The sequence below is a fragment of the Streptomyces sp. NPDC034670 genome, assembly GCF_055574875.1.
In genome coordinates, this window is sequence record NZ_JBVITR010000007.1 from 192,535 (window position 1) to 208,978 (window position 16,444).

The window sequence follows — 16,444 nt, forward strand, 5'->3', positions numbered from 1 at the left end:
CACCGCTTCCCCCTCGCGGGCCGGCCGCTCGCGGACCGATTGTCAGTGACGCCCCCTACGGTCGGTGCACCGGTGTTCGGTGCACCGGGTGAACCGTGCGGGGGGACAGATGACGACGGCCGGGTCGACGAAGCCGCGTGCGCCCGCGTGGCGCGGGGGGTTCGGACGGTTGTGGAGCGCCGCCGTGCTCTCCAGCTTCGGCGACGCGCTGCGCACCGCCGCGCTGCCCCTGCTGGCCGTGACCCTGACCGACGACCCCCTGCTCATCGCGTCCGTCACCGCCTGCGGTTACCTGCCCTGGATCGTCTTCGGACTGCTGGGGGGCGCGGTCGCCGACCGGGTGGACCAGCGGCGCGCCATGTGGGCGGTCGACGTCTTGCGGGGGCTGCTGGTCGCCGCCTTCGCCGTGGCCGTGGGCCTCGGCCACGCCTCGATCGGCCTGCTGATCGCGCTGGCCTTCGTACTCACCGGCCTGCAGACCCTCTTCGACAACGCCGCCACCGCCCTGCTGCCCTCCCTGGTGGGCCGGGAGGCCCTCGGCAGTGCCAACGCGCGCCTGATGACCGGCCAGCGCCTCGCCGGCGGCCTGCTGGGCGGGCCCGCGGTACCGCTGCTGCTGACCGCCGGGGCCGCCGCGCCGTTCGCCGTCGACGCGGCCACCTACCTGCTGGCCGCCGCCCTGATCGCCACCCTGCGCGTCCCCGCGCCCGGGCGCGGGCCGAGACCCGCGGGCAGCACCCTGCGCCGGGAGATCGCCGAAGGACTGCGCACCCTGGCCCGGGACCGGGCCCTGCGCGGCCTGTGCACCGCCACCGCCCTGTGCAACGTCGGCATGGGCGCCCTCGTCGCCACCCTGGTGGTCCTGGTGACCGGCTGGCTCGGCGCCGGGAACACCGGGTACGCGGTGGTCCTCACCGCCTACACGGCCGGCAGCCTCGCCGGCGGAGCGGTCAACCGGCGCCTGGCCGCCCGTCTCGGCCGGACCCGGGCGGTGCTCCTCGCCGGGACCGCGCAGACGGCCGCGCTCGTCGTCATGGGCTCGGTACGGAACCTGGGCGTCCTGGCGGCGGCCCTGGCGGTCTTCGGGTTCATGGGCATGGTGTGGAACGTGAACACCACGACCCTGATGCAGGAGCGCAGCCCCGCCGGAATGCTCGGCCGGGTCAGCTCCGCCCACCGCACCCTCGCCGTCGCCGGGGCGCCCCTGGGCGCGCTGCTCGGCGGGGCCGTCGCCGCGGCATGGGGCGAGAACACCCCGGCGCTGCTCGCGGCCGGCTTCTTCGTGCTGTCCGTCGCCGCGCTGGCACCGGGGCACCGCACGGACGCACCCGTCGTCGCGCCGGACGACGGCGTCACGACAGCCCACGTCCGCCGCTGATCAACTAGGTTGGAACCGGCAGCGGGGCAGGTACGCAGCACAGGCAGCAAGGAAGAAGGCTGAAGTCCCAGATGAACGCAGACAGCCGTACCAGGCTCAACCAGACGCCCGAGTGGAGCGCGCTGGCCAAGCACCGTGAGGAACTCGGCGAGGCGAACCTGCGCGAGCTGTTCGCCGCCGACCCCGGCCGCGGCAGCGCGTACACCCTCCGGGTCGGCGACCTGTACATCGACTACTCCAAGCACCTGGTGACCGACGAGACGCTGGCCCTGCTGCGGGAGCTGGCGCGGGCCACCGGTGTGTTCGGGCTGCGGGACGCGATGTTCCGCGGGGAGAGGATCAACACCACCGAGGACCGCGCGGTGCTGCACACCGCGCTGCGGGCGCCGCGGGACGCGGTGGTCGAGGTCGACGGGGAGAACGTCGTCCCGGGCGTGCACGCGGTGCTGGAGAAGATGGCCGACTTCGCGACGCGGGTCCGCTCGGGCGCGTGGACCGGGCACACCGGAAAGCGCATCCGCAACGTGGTCAACATCGGCATCGGCGGCTCCGACCTGGGGCCGGCGATGGCGTACGAGGTGCTGCGCGCGTACACCGACCGCTCGCTGACGTTCCGGTTCGTGTCCAACGTGGACGGCGCCGACCTGCACGAGGCCACCCGCGACCTGGACCCGGCGGAGACGCTGTTCATCGTCGCGTCCAAGACGTTCACCACCATCGAGACGGTCACCAACGCCACCTCCGCGCGGACCTGGCTGCTGAACGCGCTCGGTGACGAGGCGGCGGTGGCGAAGCACTTCGTGGCGCTGTCGACCAACGCCGGGAAGGTCGCGGAGTTCGGGATCGACACGGCCAACATGTTCGAGTTCTGGGACTGGGTCGGCGGACGCTACTCCTACGACTCGGCGATCGGCCTGTCGCTGATGATCGCCATCGGCCCGGACCGCTTCCGGGAGATGCTGGAGGGCTTCCGGATCGTCGACGAGCACTTCCGCAGCGCGCCCGCCGAGGCCAACGCGCCGCTGCTGCTGGGCCTGCTGGGCATCTGGTACAACAACTTCCACGGGGCGCAGTCGCACGCGGTGCTGCCGTACTCGCACTACCTGTCGAAGTTCACCGCCTACCTCCAGCAGCTCGACATGGAGTCCAACGGCAAGTCGGTGGACCGCCAGGGGCGCGCGGTGGAGTGGCAGACGGGCCCGGTGGTGTGGGGCACGCCGGGCACCAACGGGCAGCACGCGTACTACCAGCTGATCCACCAGGGCACCAGGTTGATCCCGGCGGACTTCATCGGTTTCGCCCGTCCGGTCGAGGAACTGAGCGGTGAACTCAAGGCGCAGCACGACCTGTTGATGGCGAACTTCTTCGCCCAGACCCAGGCGCTGGCCTTCGGCAAGACCCCGGAGGAGGTGCGGGCGGAAGGGGTGCCGGAGGAGCTGGTGCCGCACAAGACGTTCCGGGGCAACCACCCCACGACCACGATCCTGGCGCGCGAGCTGACGCCGTCGGTGCTCGGTCAGCTCGTCGCCCTCTACGAGCACAAGGTGTTCGTGCAGGGCGCGGTCTGGGACATCGACTCCTTCGACCAGTGGGGCGTGGAACTGGGCAAGGTCCTCGCCAAGCGCGTCGAGCCCGCGCTCACCGAGGGCGCCGAGGTCCCCGGCCTGGACGCCTCCACCCAGGCCCTCGTCGGCGCCTACCGGGAGCTGCGCGGACGGCGGTGAAGCACCGTACGGGAGGCGGGCGGCCCGGTGTCGTCCGCCTCCCGTACAATCCCCGACGATCATGGAGACGAGCGTCCGGGGGAGCACCAGGTGGCCGGTACACGAAGAGGCTGGACGGGCGGCGCGCTGACGGCCCGGTCCTTCCTGAGGCCCCACGCGGTCGCGCGGGCGGTGTTCCACCCCGCGTGGATACCGGACTCGCTCGACCCGACCGTCGAGCGCCTCAAGCGCTTGCGGGTCGTCGCCGGAGCGGTCGCGTCGCTCGGCGTCTACACCTTCGTCGAGGGCGGCTTCGCCCTCACGGAGCTGATGGAGAACGTGCTGACCGCGTCGGCGGTGCTGCTGTTCCTCACCCCGCTGACGGTCGGCGTGATGCTCTTCGTCTGGAGGCGCACCGGTACCGTGCGGCAGCTGCGGACACCGCTGTTCAACTCCCTCAAGCTGCTCCTGCTGTTCGTCGGCGGCGTCGTCGGCATGACGGTGCTGCTGCAGGCGGGCAGCACCGCGGGGGGCCTCCTGGTGTCCCTGGTCACCCTTCTGGCGGCGATGTGGCTTCTCGTCTTCGTGGTCGCCGGGGCCGTGCGGGTCTGCGGGAACCTCTTCGGCACGGCCGCCGTGCACCGCTCCCTGCCGGCCCTGCTCGCCGCGGTCACCAGCTGGCTGATGGCGATCCCGGACCTCGTCACCGGTGACCTGCACGGGCTCGGCCTCACCCTGGGCGTCCTCTTCGTCCTGGGCGCACCCGTCACGGTCACGGCCATCGCCCTGCTGGAGACGGGCCGGCTGAAGCGGCGCTACGGCATCCGGCTGGGCACCCACCCGGCGCGCCTCCCGCCCCTGCCGGGCACCGTCCCGACGGGACTGCCGCACGTACCGCCGCAGGGCGACCCCCACAACCCCCACAACCCCCACGGCCGCCCGCCCGCCCCCACGGCGGGCGGCCACCCGTACGCCTCGCGGCACCCGTACGCGCCCGGAGGGGGCGGTGCCCCGCACGCCCCGCATCCGCCGCACCCCCCGCGGAACCCCTACGACGGCTGACCCGCCGGGCGCGGCTCAGGCGACCGCGCTCAGCGTGTCCGCGAGGCGGCGGCGGGCCGCCCGCGCGGCCGGGAGGGCGGCGAGCGCGGCGGCGCCCAGCACGGCGGCCGCCCCGAACAGCAGCAGGAACACGGGAGAGGGCCCCTGGGCGATCCCGGCACCGATGCCGCTCGACCTGCCCTGGGCGTCGATCAGCCAGTGCGCCAGCGGCAGCCCCAGGGCCGTGGCGACGAGCACGGCCGCCAGCGCGGTGACGGAGGTCGCCGTGACCGTGATCGCGGTGATCTGCCGGGGGGAGAGGCCGATGGCCTTGAGCGCCAGCAGGTCCCGCTCGCCCTCGCGGACCGTGCCGCCGATCGCCGTCAGCAGCTCGATCAGCCCGATCAGGGCGAGGACCACGACCAGCCCGAGGACCACCGCCCGCAGCGGGGACAGCCCGTCGGCCGGGTTGGCCACCGTGTGCACGTCGAGGTGGCCGCGCCCGGCCTCGGTCAGCCGGCCGGCCACCGCCTCCGGGTCGGCGCCGGGGACCAGCCGGAGGTGGTGGAGGACCGGCCGGAGGTCCGGGTCGTTGGCGCGGAGGGTGTCGAGCGAGGTGGAGATGGTCCGGCCGGCGTTCTCCGGTTCGATGCTGCGGCCGACGATGTGCAGGACGTGCGGCCGGTCGCCGACGGTCACCCGCACCCAGTCACCGACCCGGACGTGCAGCAGGTCGAGCAGGCCCTGCCCGGCCACCGCCTCGTCCGGGCCGCGCGCGGGACGGCCCTCGGCCAGCGTGAACGGGTAGGGCTCCCGGTGGGTGCCGAGACCGCGCAGGGCGATGGTGGCCGTCTGGCCGGGCACCAGGGCGGCCACCTCCACGCCCGGATAGGCGGCGGCGACCTGCGGGTCGCGCTCCAGCAGGGCGCGGACCCCCGGCTCGGCCGTCCCGGCGTCGGCGCGGACGGTGAGCGCGGTCGGCATCCCCATCCGCTCGGGAGCGCCGTGGAAGCGGTCGAGGGTGGTCCACGCGCTCATCGCCACCACGATCAGCAGCAGCGGCAGCGCCAGCCGGGCCACCGCGACCGCGGAACGCGGGCGGCGGGTGAACGCCCGGTGCCAGCCGAGCACCAGCGCCGGCGGCACCCGTGCCCCCAGCGCCCGGCGCGCCACGCCCGTGAGCCGGCCGGCCGGGAGGGCCGCCGGCCGCGGCACCGGCACCGGCGGCACCCGGCCGGCCCGCCAGGCGGCGAGCCCGGTGGTCGCGCCGATGAACAGCACCGCCCCCACCGGCACCGCGAACAGCGCGGCCGTGTGCCCGGGCAGCCCCTGCCACACGCCGACCGCCTCGCCGAGCCGCCCCGGCACCGCGCTGCCCAGCGCCTCGGTGAGCACGGCGGCGGCCACGGCGCCCAGCAGGGCGTAGACCAGGTGCTGGACCAGGAAGACGCGGACGACCTGGCCCGGCGTGAAGCCGATCGCCTTCAGGACGGAGATGTCCCGCAGGTGCCCCCGGATCCGGGTGCCGATCGCCCCGTGCACGGCGAAGGCGGCGGCGATCAGCGCGCCCAGGCCGAACAGGCCCAGCACCTGGCCGAGCAGCCGGTTGTCCCCCTGGGCCTCGGCACGCGCCTGCTGCCAGGTGGTGACCTCGCCGATCGCCCCGGCCCCCAGCACGGTCACCGCCCGCTGCACGGCGTACCCGGTGTCGCCGGGGTCGGTCAGCCGGAGCCCGACCACCTGCCCGTCCGGGGCCGTCACGGCCGACGGCGGGGCCCACACCAGGCCCGGCCGCTCACCGGGCCGGTAGCGGGGCTCGGCGCTGTCGGCGACGCCGACGACGGTCAGTCTCCGCGCGGTGCCGGGCACGGTGAGCGTGTCGCCGGGTGCCGCCAGCAGGGCACCGGCCAGGCGGCTCTCCAGGACCACGCCGTCGGGGACGGCCGGGTCCAGCCAGTGCCCGGAGATGATCAGCGGGCGGCCCACGTCGGGGCGCCCGGTGGTGCCGCGCAGTTCGGCCGAGGCGCGGCCGCCGCGCGAGGCGAGGGTGACCGAGGCCGTGGGGTGGGGGCCGGAGACGGACTCCACCCCGTCCAGGCGGGCCAGCTCCCCGGCGTCGGCGGCGGTGGTGGTGTGCAGCGTCACGTGCGCGCCGCGCGCCTGGGCGAAGACGCGCTGCCAGGGGTTGGTCGCGTACCCGAACAGGGCCGTGGCCAGCAGCAGGGACGCGACGATGCCCGCGGTGGCGAGGACCAGGAACAGCGCCTCGCCGCGGTGCGTGCGCAGATCGGAGTGCGCCCAGCGCAGGGTCGCCCGCACCGGCCTCAGCCCCTCGCCGCGCAGTGGTCGTACCAGGCCCGCATGTCAGTCCCTCAGCTCCAGGACCCCGGATATGCCCTTGCCGCGCGGTGCCGCGGCGTCGAGCCGGGCGTCGTCGGCGATCCGCCCGTCGAAGAAGCTGATCACCCGGTCCGCGGCGCTCGCCAGCCGGGCGTCGTGGGTGACCATCAGGATCGTCTGGCCGCGTCGGTGGAAGCGGGACAGCAGCCGCATCACCTCGCGGGTGCCCTTGCTGTCCAGGCTGCCCGCGGGCTCGTCGGCCAGCAGCAGCGGCGGGTGGTTGACCAGGGCCCGGGCCAGCGCGACCCGCTGCTGCTCACCGCCGGACAGCTCGCCCGGCATGCTCCGTTCCTTGCCCCGCAGGCCCAGCTCGGCCAGCAGTTCCTCGCGCTCGGCGCGGGCCCTCTTCGGCGGCACCCCGGCGAGCAGGGCGGGCAGTTCCACGTTGTCGGCCACCGACAGGTCGGAGACGAGGTTGAAGAACTGGAAGACGATGCCGATCCGCCTGCGGCGTTCCACCGCCCAGCGCGCCTCGCCGTAGCCGTCGGTGCACTCGCCGTCCAGCCAGATGCGGCCCGCGTCCGGCCGCTGCAGTCCGCCGAGCAGGTGCAGCAGCGTCGACTTGCCCGCGCCGGACGGACCGGTGATCGCGACGAACTCGCCGCGCGCCACGCTCAGGTCGACCCCGCGCACGGCACGGGCCGGGGCGCCCTCGCCGTGGTGCGTCTTGACCAGGCCCTCGGCACGCAGCACTTCAGCGGTGCTCTCGCTCACTGAAGTCCCTCCAGCTCTTCCTGGCACCGCTCCAGCCAGTCGAGGTCGGCCTGCAGGTGCAGCATCGCGCCCTCGATCAGCAGGTGGGCGATGCGGTTGTCCCGGTCCTCGGCGGCGGCCAGCCTCGACAACTGCCGCATGGTGTTGAGGTACTGGCGCCGCTGCCGGTTGATCAGGACGATCTGGTCGGCGAGACCGGTCTGCGGGGCCAGGGCCAGTTTCATGAAGAACTCGTCCCGCACCCGCGGCTCGTCCGCCGTCTCCTCGTACCAGGCGTGCAGCGCCTCCCGCCCGGCGTCGGTGAGGTGGTAGACCTTCTTGTTGGGCCGGCTCGACTGCTCGACGTCCTCGCCCTCGATCAGCCCCGATTTCTCGAGGCGGCCGAGGGTGACGTAGATCTGGCCGACGTTCGGCTGAGGGTACGCGGAGCCCAGCAGTTGCTCAAGGTCCTGCTTGAGCTCGTAGCCGTGGGCCGGGCCGCGTGCGAGCAGGGCCAGGAGGGGCAGCCGCACTCGTGCTCTCCTCCTCGCATGGGTAATGTGCCGCAGGCCCTAGTATCGCGCATACCTAACAGGTATACATGGCCTCTGACTCCCGGACGAGGGTGACCGGGGGCCGGTGTACAGGGAGGAACCTATGCGGTGGATCCGTGCCGCGGGTAGGGGCCTCCTCGTCATGGTCGTGGTCCTGACCGGTTACGTCGCCTCCGGGGCGCGGGCCGGGGAGGCCGACGCGGACGGCCGCGGCCCGCTCACCCTGGCCACCGCCGGCGACCTCACCGGCTACCTCGGCTCCGTCCTCGAGGGCTGGAACCGCGCCCACCCGGGGGAGGAGGTCACCCTCGTCGAACTGCCCGACTCGGCCGACGAGACCCGCGCGCAGATGATCACCGACCTGCGCGGCGGTGAGCGCGGCCGGTTCGACGTGCTCAACATCGACGTCAGCTGGACCTCGGAGTTCGCCGCCGCCGGCTGGATCCGCCCGCTGCCCCGCGACCGCTTCCCGCTCGACGCCTTCCTGCCCCGGGTCGTGGACACCGCGACCTACGACGGCCGGCTCTACGCCGTCCCGTACGTCACCAACGCCGGGCTGCTGCTGTACCGCGAGGACGTCCTGGCCGAGGAGGGGATCGAGCCGCCGCGCAGCTGGGCCGAGCTGGAGCGGATCGCGAGGACCGTCGCCCCGGAGCACGGCCTCGGCGGCTACGCGGGCCAGTTCCTGCCCTACGAGGGCCTGACCGTCAACGCGGCCGAGGCCGTCTACTCGGCCGGCGGCACCATCCTCGGCGACGAGGGCGAGCGCGTCACCGTGGACTCCCGGGCGGCCAGGGAGGGCATCGGCTTCCTGGCGCGCGGGGTCCGCGAGGGCTGGATCCCGCGGGAGGCGCTGACGTACAAGGAGGAGGAGTCCAAGCAGGCCTTCCAGGACGGCCGGCTGCTCTTCCTGCGCAACTGGCCCTACGCCTACGTCGCCGCCTCCGCCCCGGGCTCGAAGGTCGCCGGCAAGGTGGGCGCCGTACCGCTGCCCGGACCGGACGGGCCGGGGACCAGCGTCCTCGGCGGCTCCAACCTGGCCGTCAGCAGCCACGCCCGGCACCCCGACTCCGCGGCGCGCCTGATCGCGTACCTCACCGGCGAGCGCGTCCAGCGCCAGGTCCTCACGCGGGGCGCGCTGCCGCCGGTACGGGCCGCGCTGTACGACGACCCCGAACTGGTCCGGCGGTTCCCGTACCTGCCGACCCTGCGCGAGAGCGTGCTCGCCGCCGCCCCGCGCCCCAAGAGCCCGCACTACGACCAGGTGAGCCTGGTCGTGCAGGCCGTGGTGCACGACGCGATGACCGGGCGGCAGACGCCCGGTGCCGCGGTGCGCCGGCTGGCGGCCGAGCTCGCCGCCGTCTCCTCCCGCTAGCGCCTCCCCCGGCATCTCCTAGTTACTTGTTAGGTAACGCGGACGTCTCATTCGACGGCGATCCGTCCGGTTATGTGGTCCTTTCGACCCGGTAACTTCCCGACGTCTCGCGTACGTTCGTTGACACCCTCTCGACATGCCTACTTAACATGCATGCATAACCGTTCCTCCGGAGTCCCGGGTGGCCTCCGCACGCACAGACAGGTCGACGGGGTGAGTCCCAAGCACATCGACGCCCACCGCTGGTGGCGCGACGCAGTGATCTACCAGGTGTACGTCCGCAGCTTCCTGGACAGCACCGGTGACGGCATCGGCGACCTCGCCGGCGTCAGGGCGGGGCTGCCGTACCTGAAGAAGCTCGGCGTGGACGGCATCTGGCTGAGCCCCTTCTACCCCTCGCCGCAGCACGACCACGGCTACGACGTGGCCGACTACACGGACGTCGACCCGGTCTTCGGCGACCTCGCCGAGTTCGACCTGCTGGTCGACGCCGCCCGGCGGCTCGGCATCAGGGTGCTGCTGGACATCGTCCCCAACCACTGCTCCAGCGAGCACCCCTGGTTCCGCGCGGCGCTCGCCGCGGCCCCCGGCAGCCCGGAGCGCGCCCGCTTCCACTTCGCCGACGGCCGCGGACCGGACGGCGCCGAACCGCCCAACAACTGGCACGCCATGTTCGGCGGCCCCGCCTGGACCCGCGTCACCGAGCCGGACGGCCGGCCCGGCCAGTGGTACCTGCACATGTTCACGCCCGAACAGCCGGACTGGAACTGGCGCAACCCGGAGGTCGCCGCCGAGTTCGACCGCGTCCTGCGCTTCTGGCTGGACCGGGGCGTCGACGGCTTCCGCATCGACGTCGCCGCCGGCCTGTTCAAGCACCCCGAACTGCCCGACTCGCCCGACCCGGAGGCCGACGCCCGCACCCGCGACTCGGTCAACCCGCTCGCCTGGAACCAGCCCGAGGTGCACGACGTGTGGCGGCACTGGCGCGCGGTCTGCGAGGAGTACACCGCCCGCGACGGCCGCGAACGCCTCCTGGTGGGCGAGGTCTCCGTCCCCAGCGCCCGCGAGCACGCCCGGTACGTCCGCCCGGACGAACTCCACCAGGCGTTCTTCTTCGACCTGCTCGGCGCCCCCTGGGACGCCGACGCCTTCCGCAAGGTCATCTCCGAGGCCATGCAGGACATAGCCGGCACGGGCTCGACCGTCACCTGGGTCCTCAACAACCACGACCAGGTCCGCACCGTCACCCGCTACGGCGAACCCACTCCCGAGGGCAGCGGTCTCGGTCCCGCCCGCGCCCGCGCCGCCGCGCTGCTGATGCTGGCGCTGCCCGGCGCCGCGTACATCTACCAGGGCGAGGAGCTGGGCCTGCCCGAGGTCGTCGACCTGCCCGACGACGTGCTCACCGACCCGATCTTCCGCCGCACCGGCAGCCGCGCCCGGATCCGCGACGGCTGCCGGGTGCCGCTGCCCTGGTCCGGCCAGGCCTCGCCGTTCGGCTTCACCCCCGGCACCGAGAGCGCCGCGCCGTGGCTGCCCCAGCCCGAGTACTTCGCCGAGTACGCCACCGACCGCGCGCTCGCCGACACCCGGTCCTTCTGGCACCTGTACCGGGACGGCCTGCAACTGCGCTCCGCGCTCCCGCAACTGGGCGAGGGCACCCTGCGCTGGCTGGACACCCAGCCCGGCGTGCTCGCCTTCGTCCGCGGCGACGACCTCGTGTGCGCCGTCAACTTCGGCACCGCCCCCGTACCCGCTCCGGTCCCCGGCACCCCGCTGCTCGCCAGCGGTCCCTGCCCGCCCGGAGTGCTCCCCGGCTCCACCGCCGCCTGGTGGATCCACGCCTCCTGACCCTCCGTCACCTCCCGCACCTTCCGAAGGGACATCAACGATGATGCGACGACGTACCACCCTGCTCGCCGGATGCACCGCCCTCGTCCTCGCCCTCGGCGCGACCGCCTGCGGCAGCGGCGACCCCGTCGCGGCCGGCGGCGGCGACAAGGCGCTCGGCGGCCAGACCGTCACCGTCGCCGGCGTCTGGTCCGGCAGCGAGCAGGAGAACTTCCAGAAGGTGCTGGACGCCTTCACCGAGAAGACCGGCGCCAAGACCCAGTTCGTGTCCACCGGCGACAACGTCTCCACCGTCGTCGGCAGCAAGATCGAGGGCGGCAACGCCCCCGACGTCGTCATGGTCCCGCAGGTCGGCGTGCTCAAGCAGTTCGCCGAGAAGGGCTGGCTCGAGCCGCTGGACGAGAAGGTCCGGAACACGGCGGAGGACAACTTCGCCGAGGTGTGGCGCAACTACGGCAGCGTCGACGGCACCCTGTACGGCCTGTACTTCAAGGCCGCCCACAAGTCGACCGTCTGGTACAGCCCCGAGGCCCTCGAACAGGCGGGCGTCACGCCGCCGAAGACGTACGACGCGATGCTGGAGGACGGGCGGACGATCTCCGACTCCGGTCTCGCCGCCTTCTCGGTCGCCGGGCAGGACGGCTGGACGCTCACCGACTGGTTCGAGAACGTCTACCTCTCCCAGGCCGGACCCGAGAAGTACGACGCGCTCGCCGCGCACGAGATCAAGTGGACCGACCCGACGGTGGTCGAGGCGCTCACCACGCTCGGCAAGCTCTTCAAGGACAAGCAGCTCATCGCGGGCGGCCAGAAGGGCGCCCTCAACACCGACTTCCCCGGCTCGGTGGAGAAGGTCTTCGGCCCCCAGGCCGAGGCCGCCATGGTCTACGAGGGCGACTTCGTCGCGGGCGTCGCCAAGGACCAGTTCGGGAAGACCATCGGCACCGACGCGAACTTCTTCCCCTTCCCGCCGGTCGGCACCGGCGAGGCCCCCGTGGTCAGCGGCGGCGACGCGGCCGTCGTCCTGAAGGACGGCAAGAACGCCGAGGCCGGCATGGCGCTCCTGGAGTACCTGGCCACCCCCGAGGCCGCCGCTGTGTGGGCCGAGGCGGGCGGCTTCCTCTCCCCGAACAAGAAGCTCGACCTCGCCTCCTACGGCGACGACGTCACCCGGGCCACCGCGAAGTCCCTGATCGACGCCGGCGACTCGGTCCGCTTCGACATGTCCGACCAGGCCCCGGCGGCCTTCGGCGGCACCAAGGGCGCCGGCGAGTGGAAGATCCTCCAGGACTTCCTGCGCGACCCGTCCGACCCCGAGAAGACCGCGGCCGAGCTCGAGGACGCCGCGGCCAAGGCGTACGGGAACTGACGGCCATGACCGCCACACTGGTGAAAGAGGCGGGCCCGCCGGCGCCCGTCCGCCCCGGCGGCGCGCGCGGCCGGCGCCCGCGCCGCCGGGGGCGGGTCGTCGCCCTGCTGTTCGTGCTCCCCGCGCTGCTCCTGCTGGGCGCGCTGGTGGTGTACCCGGTGCTGTTCTCCGTCGGCCGCAGCCTCTTCGACGCCTCCGGGAACGAGTTCGTGGGCGCGGGGAACTACACCGAGATGTTCCGCGACCCGACCACCCTCAAGGCCGTCCGGAACACCGCGATCTGGGTCGTCGTCGCCCCCGCCCTGCTCACCGGCCTGGGACTGATCCTGGCCGTGCTGGTGGAGAAGGTCCGCTGGGCCACCGCCTTCAAGCTGCTGCTGTTCATGCCGATGGCGGTGTCCTTCCTGGCCGCCGGCATCATCTTCCGGCTCGCCTACGACCAGGACCCGGACAAGGGCGTGCTGAACGCCGCCGCGGTCACCGTCCACGACGCCTTCAAGGGCACCTCGTCCTACCCGGCCGCCCGCGCCCGCGAGGGCGAGGGGCTGACCCGGCAGGCGGACGGCTCCTACGTCACCGGCGCGGACGTCGCACCCGGCGGCACGGCGGCGCTGGGCCTGGTCGGAGTCGCCCCCAAGGACCTCCCGGACGACGCCGGACCCGCCCACGCGGCGGCCTCGCGCCCGGCCGGCGCCGACGAGGTGCGCGGCGTGGTGTACCTCGACTTCACCCCCGGCGGGGGAGGGGAGCCGGGCGTGGTCGACCGGCGGGAGAGCGGACTGCCCGGGATGAAGGTCGAGGCGGTCCGCGACGGGAGGACGGTCGCGAGCACGACGACCGCGTCCGACGGCTCGTTCCGCTTCACCGGCCTGGAGAGCGGCTCGTACGCGCTGAAACTGCCCGCCGCCAACTTCGCGCCGCCCTACGAGGGCATCTCCTGGCTCGGACCGGCCCTCGTCACGCCGGCGATCATCGGCGCGTACCTGTGGATCTGGACCGGCTTCGCGATGGTGCTGATCGGGGCCGGGCTGTCCACCCTGCCCCGGGACGCGCTGGAGGCGGCGCGGATGGACGGGGCCAACGAGTGGCAGATCTTCCGCCGCATCACCGTCCCGCTGCTCGCCCCGGTCCTCACCGTCGTCTTCGTGACCCTGGTGATCAACGTGATGAAGGTCTTCGACCTCGTCTACATCATCGCGCCCGGTCCCGTGCAGGAGGACGCGACCGTGCTCGCGACACAGATGTGGCTGGTGTCGTTCGGCGGCGGCAACGACCAGGGACTCGGCAGCGCGCTCGGCGTGCTGCTGCTGCTCCTGGTCGTCCCGGCCATGGTCTTCAACGTCCGCCGCTTCCGAAGGAGTCAGCGATGAACGCGATCCGGCGCGGCCTGAGCAGCGCGGTGGTGCAGGCCTTCCTGGTGGTGATCGGCCTGGTGTGGATGACCCCGCTGGCCGGGCTGTTCCTGTCCTCGCTGCGCTCGGCCGAGGACACGGCCGAGGGCGGCTGGTGGACCGTGTTCACCGATCCCGGGCAGCTGTCCTTCGACAACTACGCGGCGCTGCTGGAGAACTCGGGCATCACGCAGGCGTTCTGGAACACCGTGCTGATCTCGGTGCCGACGACCGTCCTGGTCGTGGTCGTCGCCGCGCTCGCCGGATACGCCTTCGCCTGGCTGGACTTCCCCGGGCGCGAACCGGTCTTCCTGGTCGTGGTCGCGCTGCTGGTCGTCCCCGTCCAGATCGGACTGCTGCCGGTGGCCAAGCTCTTCGGGCAGCTGGGCCTGTTCGGCACCATCCCCGGGGTCGTGCTGTTCCACGTGGCGTACGGGCTGCCGTTCGCGGTGTTCCTGCTGCGGAACTACTTCGCCGAGATGCCCAAGGAGATGCTGGAGGCCGCCCGGATGGACGGCGGCAGCGAGTGGCGCATCTTCACCCGGCTCGTCCTGCCCGTCGGGCGCCCGGCGATCGCCAGCCTCGCCATCTTCCAGTTCCTGTGGGTCTGGAACGACATGCTGGTCGCCCTGCTCTTCGCCGACAGCTCCTCCCAGCCGCTGACGGTGGAACTCCAGTCGCAGATCCGGCAGTTCGGCAGCAACATCGACGTCCTGGCGCCGGGCGCGTTCCTGTCGCTGGTGGTGCCGGTGATCGTGTTCTTCGCCTTCCAGCGGCACTTCGTGCAGGGGGTGATGGCGGGATCGGTGAAGTGACGCCCGCACCCGCGCGGACCCCCGTCCTTTCGACGAGACGGGGGTCCGCGCGGGTGACGGAGCGTCAGGCGGACGCCTGCGGGTACAGCGAGCGCGGCAGCCGCGAGGCCGCCGCCGAGTCCAGCAGCCACAGGGTGCGGGCCCGGCCGTACGCGCCCGCGGCCGGGACCTGGATCTCGCCCGCGCCCGACAGGGCGATCGCCGCCGCCTCGGCCTTGTCCTCGCCGGCCGCGAGCAGCCACACCTCGCGGGCCGCGCGGATCGCCGGGAGGGTGAGGGTCACCCGGGTCGGCGGGGGCTTGGGCGCGCCGTGCACGCCCACCACCGTGCGTTCCGTCTCCCGGACCGCCGGGAGCTCCGGGAAGAGGGAGGCCACGTGGGTGTCCGGACCGACGCCCAGCATCAGGACGTCGAACGCCGGGACGGGACCGTGGTTCTCCGGAGCGGCCGCACGGGCCAGTTCCTCCGCGTAGGCGGCCGCCGCCGTGTCCGCGTCGGCGCCGTGCGGTCCGTCGGACGCGGGCATGGCGTGCACGCGCTCCGGATCCAGCGGCACCGCGTCGAGCAGCGCCCGGCGGGCCTGGGTGACGTTGCGCTCCGGGTCGCCCTCCGGCAGGAAACGCTCGTCGCCCCACCACAGGTCGAGCCGGCCCCAGTCGATCGCGTCCCGGGCCGGGGCCGCCGCCAGCGCGGCCAGCAGGCCGTTGCCGTTGCGGCCGCCGGTCAGGACCACGGACGCCGAACCCCGGGAGGCCTGGGCGTCCACGATCCTCGTGATCAGCCGGGCCGCCGCGGCCTGCGCCATCAGCTCCTTGTCGCGGTGCACGACCAGCTGCGGTGCCGTGGTCACTTCGCCGCCGCCCTCCTCACCGGTTCCTGCGCCGTCGCCCGCTCCGCGGGACCTTTCGCAACCGACTCGACGGGCGCGGGGACCGCTTCGGGCCGTCCCCCTTTGGCCGGCGGCTCACCGGACGGTCCGTCCGCCGGTCCCTCGGGGGACTTCAGCCGCTCCACGCCGTAGCGCAGCGCCGACGCGTACGTGTCGTCCGGGTCCAGGCGCCGCAGCTCCTCCGCGAGCAGCTCCGCCGTGTCCCGGCGCTTGAGCGCCACCGCGCGCTCGGGCTGGCCCTGGATGGACAGCGTCGCCAGCGAACCGTCGGCCCGGTCCAGCACGATCGGGCCGCAGTCGGTGTCCAGGCGGACCGCGGTGAGCCCCGGGCCGCCCGACAGCGAGCGCCGCACGGGGACGTCCAGCCGGTCCGCGAGCCACATCGCCAGCAGCTCGCAGCTCGGGTTGAACTCCTCGCCCTCCACCTCGGCGCCCACCACCTGGCAGGCGACCTGGTCCAGGGCCGCGGCCAGCATCGAACGCCACGGCGTGATGCGGGTCCAGGACAGGTCCGTGTCGCCCGGGGTGTAGGCGGCGGCGCGGGCCACGAGTTCCTGGACCGGCTGCTCGCAGGCGTAGGTGTCGGTCACCCGGCGCTGGGCCAGCGCGCCCAGCGGGTCCTTCGCCGGGTCCAGCGGGGCGTCGACCGGCCACCACACCACCACCGGGGCGTCCGGGAGCAGCAGCGGCAGCACCACCGACTGGGCGTGCTCGACGACCTCGCCGTACAGCCGCAGCACCACCGTCTCGCCGGTGCCCGCGTCGGCGCCCACCCGCACCTCGGCGTCGAGGCGGGACTGCGTGCGGTCGCGGGGCGAGCGGGAGACGCGCCTGATGACCACCAGCATGCGCGAGGGGTGCTCGTGCGAGGCGTCGTCGGCCGCCTTCAGCGCGTCGTAGGCGTTCTCCTCGTCCGTCACGATGACCAGGGTGAGGACCATGCCCACGGCCGGCGTGCCGATGGCCCGGCGGCCCCGCACCAGCG

Annotated in this window: 13 protein-coding genes; 8 read left to right on the top strand and 5 right to left on the bottom strand. The window is 73.5% G+C overall.

Going from position 1 to position 16,444, the window contains the following annotated elements:
* Positions 1–109: 109 nt before the first annotated feature.
* The 3 genes from ACZ56B_RS08115 (at position 110) to ACZ56B_RS08125 (ending at position 4,143) form a co-directional block, all read left to right on the top strand.
* Positions 110–1,378: an MFS transporter gene (locus ACZ56B_RS08115; RefSeq protein ID WP_468787506.1), complete on the top strand. Its 1,269-nt coding sequence runs from the start codon at positions 110–112 to the stop codon at positions 1,376–1,378.
* A gap of 71 nt (positions 1,379–1,449) precedes the next feature.
* On the top strand, positions 1,450–3,102 hold the full coding sequence (pgi, locus tag ACZ56B_RS08120; RefSeq protein ID WP_468787508.1) for a glucose-6-phosphate isomerase: 1,653 nt from the start codon (positions 1,450–1,452) through the stop codon (positions 3,100–3,102).
* Between the two features lie 90 nt (positions 3,103–3,192).
* On the top strand, positions 3,193–4,143 hold the full coding sequence (locus ACZ56B_RS08125; RefSeq protein ID WP_468787510.1) for a hypothetical protein: 951 nt from the start codon (positions 3,193–3,195) through the stop codon (positions 4,141–4,143).
* 15 nt (positions 4,144–4,158) lie between these two features.
* Here the strand turns inward: ACZ56B_RS08125 and ACZ56B_RS08130 are convergent, their stop codons facing one another.
* Genes ACZ56B_RS08130 through ACZ56B_RS08140 form a run of 3 tightly spaced genes read right to left on the bottom strand, consistent with a single transcriptional unit; the run spans position 4,159 to position 7,748 of the window.
* Positions 4,159–6,441: an FtsX-like permease family protein gene (locus ACZ56B_RS08130; RefSeq protein WP_468787512.1), complete on the bottom strand. Its 2,283-nt coding sequence runs from the start codon at positions 6,439–6,441 to the stop codon at positions 4,159–4,161.
* Positions 6,442–6,486: 45 nt separating this feature from the next.
* The gene (locus ACZ56B_RS08135; RefSeq protein WP_468787514.1) at positions 6,487–7,236 is read right to left on the bottom strand and encodes an ABC transporter ATP-binding protein; all 750 of its coding nucleotides are present in this window, start codon (positions 7,234–7,236) and stop codon (positions 6,487–6,489) included.
* Positions 7,233–7,748 (bottom strand): PadR family transcriptional regulator, encoded by a 516-nt coding sequence (locus tag ACZ56B_RS08140; protein WP_468787516.1) that lies wholly within the window; start codon positions 7,746–7,748, stop codon positions 7,233–7,235. Before ACZ56B_RS08140 ends, ACZ56B_RS08135 begins: the two co-directional genes overlap by 4 nt.
* A gap of 124 nt (positions 7,749–7,872) precedes the next feature.
* Between ACZ56B_RS08140 and ACZ56B_RS08145 the strand changes: the two genes are divergently transcribed.
* From ACZ56B_RS08145 to ACZ56B_RS08165, 5 genes are all read left to right on the top strand, one after another.
* Complete coding sequence (locus tag ACZ56B_RS08145) at positions 7,873–9,144, top strand: ABC transporter substrate-binding protein (RefSeq protein WP_468787518.1); 1,272 nt, start codon at positions 7,873–7,875, stop codon at positions 9,142–9,144.
* Between the two features lie 228 nt (positions 9,145–9,372).
* Complete coding sequence (locus ACZ56B_RS08150) at positions 9,373–10,995, top strand: glycoside hydrolase family 13 protein (RefSeq protein ID WP_468787542.1); 1,623 nt, start codon at positions 9,373–9,375, stop codon at positions 10,993–10,995.
* A 40-nt stretch (positions 10,996–11,035) separates the two neighbouring features.
* Positions 11,036–12,364 (top strand): ABC transporter substrate-binding protein, encoded by a 1,329-nt coding sequence (locus ACZ56B_RS08155; protein ID WP_468787520.1) that lies wholly within the window; start codon positions 11,036–11,038, stop codon positions 12,362–12,364.
* Between the two features lie 5 nt (positions 12,365–12,369).
* Complete coding sequence (locus ACZ56B_RS08160) at positions 12,370–13,734, top strand: carbohydrate ABC transporter permease (RefSeq protein ID WP_468787522.1); 1,365 nt, start codon at positions 12,370–12,372, stop codon at positions 13,732–13,734.
* A complete protein-coding gene (locus tag ACZ56B_RS08165) occupies positions 13,731–14,570 on the top strand; it encodes a carbohydrate ABC transporter permease (protein WP_468787524.1) in 840 nt (279 codons plus the stop codon). Before ACZ56B_RS08160 ends, ACZ56B_RS08165 begins: the two co-directional genes overlap by 4 nt.
* A gap of 64 nt (positions 14,571–14,634) precedes the next feature.
* Here ACZ56B_RS08165 and pgl read toward each other — a convergent pair whose 3' ends face one another.
* A complete protein-coding gene (gene pgl, locus ACZ56B_RS08170) occupies positions 14,635–15,420 on the bottom strand; it encodes a 6-phosphogluconolactonase (RefSeq protein ID WP_468787526.1) in 786 nt (261 codons plus the stop codon).
* Positions 15,417–16,442 (bottom strand): glucose-6-phosphate dehydrogenase assembly protein OpcA, encoded by a 1,026-nt coding sequence (gene opcA, locus ACZ56B_RS08175; protein WP_468787528.1) that lies wholly within the window; start codon positions 16,440–16,442, stop codon positions 15,417–15,419. The genes pgl and opcA overlap by 4 nt, the downstream gene beginning before the upstream one ends.
* Between the last annotated feature and the right edge of the window lie 2 nt (positions 16,443–16,444).

Coding starts and splice junctions, on each gene's coding strand:
- pgi (WP_468787508.1), top strand. CDS start 1,450: ATGAACGCAGACAGCCGTACCAGGCTCAACCAGACGCCCGAGTGGAGC.
- ACZ56B_RS08145 (WP_468787518.1), top strand. CDS start 7,873: ATGCGGTGGATCCGTGCCGCGGGTAGGGGCCTCCTCGTCATGGTCGTG.
- ACZ56B_RS08155 (WP_468787520.1), top strand. CDS start 11,036: ATGATGCGACGACGTACCACCCTGCTCGCCGGATGCACCGCCCTCGTC.
- ACZ56B_RS08160 (WP_468787522.1), top strand. CDS start 12,370: ATGACCGCCACACTGGTGAAAGAGGCGGGCCCGCCGGCGCCCGTCCGC.
- ACZ56B_RS08115 (WP_468787506.1), top strand. CDS start 110: ATGACGACGGCCGGGTCGACGAAGCCGCGTGCGCCCGCGTGGCGCGGG.
- ACZ56B_RS08165 (WP_468787524.1), top strand. CDS start 13,731: ATGAACGCGATCCGGCGCGGCCTGAGCAGCGCGGTGGTGCAGGCCTTC.